A 2,743-nucleotide genomic window follows, 5' to 3' on the forward strand; every position below is an offset into this window, starting at 1 on the left:
CCGCATGGCCGTGGACTCGGTGATCTCCAGCACGAGACTTGCCGGGTCGAGCGCATGGCGCTCGAGCGACGACCTGAGCACGTCGACCAGACCGGTGTGGGTAAGCTGCACGGTCGACAGGTTCACTGCGACCGTCCATGCTGCGTGGCCTTCGTCCTGCCACACGCGCATCTGCCGGCAGGCTTCGTCGATCACCCAGTTGCCAATGGGAATGATCAGGCCCGTACGCTCGGCCACACCGAGGAATTCGTCGGGCGGAACCAGCCCCACGCCCGGCTTCTGCCAGCGCAGCAACGCTTCGACGCCGGTGACCGGGCCATCGGGTGAAACCAGCTTCGGCTGGTAATAAAGCAGGAACTCGCGCTGGTCGAGCGCGCGGCGTAAGTCGTGCTGCAACTGCAGCTGCTGGTGCACGTTCGCGTTCATCGCATGCTCGAAGAAACAGTAGCCGTTACGGCCCTGCTCCTTCGCGTGGTACATCGCCGCGTCGGCGTTGATCATCAGGTCGTGGGTGGTCCGGCCATCCTCCGGAAACACCGCGATGCCGACACTCACCGAGACATGCACGCTGTGATCGTCGATCAGGTAGGCCGCGCCCAGCGCCTCGACCAGCCGTTGCGCCTGCACGGCAGCATCTTCTGGCCGGGAAACGTCCAGCGACATGACGAATTCATCGCCACCCAGGCGCGCGACCGTGTCTTCGTCACGCTTGATGGCCAGGATGCGCCGGGATACCTCCCTGAGGAGAAGATCACCGACGTGATGGCCATAGACATCGTTCACCGCCTTGAAGCCGTCAAGGTCCATGAAGAGCACGGCAAACTGGCGCCCTTCCCTCGTCGCCATGTGGATCGACTGGTCCAGACGGTCACCAAGCAGGACACGGTTAGGCAACCGCGTGAGATTGTCATGCAGGGCGAGCTGAACGAGCTCGCTGTTGGCGCGGTCCAGAGACGTGGTCAGCACATTGGCGCGGACGTCGAGCATCGACACGATCAGGGCAATCGCGAATACCGCAAGGCTGACGACGATCACGACAAGGGCCAGCCACTTCGCATCGATGCCGGTGTTCGCGGCCCCGCAATAGCTACCAGCAGGAAACGCCGAGGCAGCCATGCCGGTGTAGTGCATACCGACGATCGCGCAGCCCATCACCAGCGACGCGCCCAGGCGGGCAAACACAACACGCTCGGCATCCTTGCGCAGTCGGAAGGCGATCCACAGCGCCGCACCCGAGGCCAGTACCGCGATAACGACCGAAAGCGCGAAGAGCAGCGGGTCATAGACCACGCCGGGCATCATCCGCATCGCGGCCATGCCTGTGTAATGCATAGCCGCAATGCCAGCGCCCATGACCAGGGCGCCCCCCACCAGATGTCGCGTCGGCAGCTGTTCGTGGCACACCAGCCACAAGGCGAATGCCGAGGAACCGATCGCAAAAACCAACGAAAGCAGGGTCAGGTCGAGGTCATAGCCAATCGCAATGGGCAGACTGAAGGCCAGCATCCCGATGAAATGCATCGACCAGACGCCGATACCCATGGCGAAGGACCCACCCACCAGCCACAGCGCCGAGGCCGTGCCGCGCGTGCTCGACACCCGTCCGGCCATGTTCAGCGCCGTATAGGAAGCGAGGATGGCGACCACAAGGGAGAAAACGACGAGGATGCCGCTGTAACTACTGACGAGCATGGGGTTACCTGAGGGGCCTGCGGTGCTGCCACGCATCGGGGCGATGGATGGCCTCGTACAGGATATCGGCAAATCGGCCGGTATCTTGAGGGAAAACGATCATTTTCATCATATTGAGCAGGTCTTGCGAAGCGGAAGTCACGCCTCTAACCTTCGCGCACGCGATGACCCCAAGGATTCCAGTGTCGATGGAAAAGGACCTCGATAGGCCGATCGCCTACCTGATCTGTGGCAAGGTGGGTTCGGGAAAGACGACCTACGCGACCCGGCTCGCCACGGAAAGGCAGGCGCCCATTTTCTCGATCGATGCCTGGATGGTGACGCTCTTCGGCGCCGATACGCCTTCATCCGGCGCGGGCGGCCCCATCGACTTCGCCTGGTACGCCGAGCGTGTCGATCGTTGTGAAGCCATGATCTGGGAACTATGCAAGCAGCAGATCGCACAGCACCGAAATGTGGTGCTGGATCTCGGCTTCTCCGTGTGGCTCGACGGCAGAGGTTCGTCGAGTGGGCAGCCGCGGCAGGTGCCGAGGTGCAGCTTCATCTCCTGGAGGTCGATATCACCACCCGTCGCGAACGCGTGGCCGCAAGAAATCGGCTTCGCGCGGGAACGTTCTCGTTTGCTGTAACCGATGAAATGTTCGATTTCGCCGAAACGTTATTCGAACCGCTCGCTGCCACGGAGATACATCGGGTCGTGCTCGATCACGACGTTTCGCCTGCATAGCAGGGGCACGCAGTGATGTCAGAAGCGCTTGCTCAAGAAGTAGCGAGCGCTTCCCCTTGGGTGATCCGTGAGCTCGCCAAACACGGCGTAGCCGAGCTTTTCGTAGAACCCGCGCGACTGGAAGGCAAAGGTATCCAACCAGGCGCCCATACAGCCTCGCTGGATCGCAATGCCTTCCGCCTTTCCGATGAGAGCGGCCCCTGCTCCCTTGCCCCGTAAGGATTCGGGTACGACGAGCAGCTCCACGTACAACCAGTCGTAGACAGTCTTCCCCCAAAGGCCGCCGATCGTTTGACCGTCTTCGTGCTTCAAGAGCAACACGAC

General features: G+C 61.9%; 3 protein-coding genes. 1 reads left to right on the forward strand and 2 read right to left on the reverse strand.

Annotation, left to right across the window (positions count from 1 at the left end; all coding sequences use genetic code 11):
- A partial coding sequence (locus tag AC1DT2_RS20130; protein ID WP_477298295.1) for a putative bifunctional diguanylate cyclase/phosphodiesterase occupies positions 1 to 1,692 on the reverse strand: 1,692 nt, incomplete at its 3' end.
- 188 nt (positions 1,693 to 1,880) lie between these two features.
- Between AC1DT2_RS20130 and AC1DT2_RS20135 the strand changes: the two genes are divergently transcribed.
- On the forward strand, positions 1,881 to 2,321 hold the full coding sequence (locus tag AC1DT2_RS20135) for a P-loop nucleotide/nucleoside kinase family protein (protein ID WP_477298297.1): 441 nt from the start codon (positions 1,881 to 1,883) through the stop codon (positions 2,319 to 2,321).
- 116 nt (positions 2,322 to 2,437) lie between these two features.
- On the opposite strand, the gene AC1DT2_RS20140 is transcribed toward AC1DT2_RS20135, so the two are convergent.
- Positions 2,438 to 2,743, reverse strand: a 306-nt coding sequence (locus tag AC1DT2_RS20140) for a GNAT family N-acetyltransferase (RefSeq protein WP_477298299.1), incomplete at its 5' end; no start/stop codon positions are given.

It is taken from the genome of Luteibacter sp. P4_E6, assembly GCF_056401535.1.

Coding starts and splice junctions, on each gene's coding strand:
- AC1DT2_RS20135 (WP_477298297.1), top strand. CDS start 1,881: ATGGAAAAGGACCTCGATAGGCCGATCGCCTACCTGATCTGTGGCAAG.